This is a genomic window from Xenorhabdus eapokensis, from assembly GCF_001908105.1.
The window spans coordinates 1-604 of record NZ_MKGQ01000171.1; the positions used below are offsets into that span (position 1 = coordinate 1).

Genomic DNA, 604 nt, shown 5'->3' on the forward strand with positions numbered 1-604 from the left:
ATGATAAAATCTTGCTGTGACATAGCCTTTTGTTCCTTTATTTCTCTATTTTTGACGACTTAAAGTTATAAAGGAGCGGCTATGTCATTTCAACTCACCCTAAAAGTCGAGCATCGCGTTAACCTATTGTTTTTCTATTCAGCCTCTTTATCCGGATACGAAGCGTAAGATTTGTTCTCTCGATACGTTGGGTAAATTTCTTTCCCGTGAGGTGTTTTTCCTGAGGCAGGCAATCGTAAACGGCATAATCATCTGTACAGTAAAACTGGATAGTAAAAGGAGACAAGAGAGCCAGCCGCTTTTTCAACGTTTTCCTGCTGCGCTCCCCAAACACATGTGCCACTTACCCGTTTCCTATTCGGCTCCCAGGCATACCAGAGCCAGCGTTGATTTTTCTTATTACCGACAAATGACCATTGTTGGTGAGTAGACCTGCCCAGTCACCCGGGCAGATCCCTCCTCAGAACCGGACATGCAGAACTACCGCATCCGGCTCCCGACAGACCCCAGTCGTCACACCTATTCAGCAAGAATTGAACATTGAATGGACTTTCCAGCTTGAAGGATAACCCAGCACTTTCAGGATCAAAGTCAGCTTTTCCCA

The 604-nt window shown here is 45.4% G+C and carries 1 pseudogene; it reads right to left on the reverse strand.

Annotated features, from left to right (window positions below):
* Window positions 1-118 precede the first annotated feature (118 nt).
* Window positions 119-440: pseudogene (locus tag Xedl_RS23865) on the reverse strand (IS1 family transposase).
* Window positions 441-604: the final 164 nt, after the last annotated feature.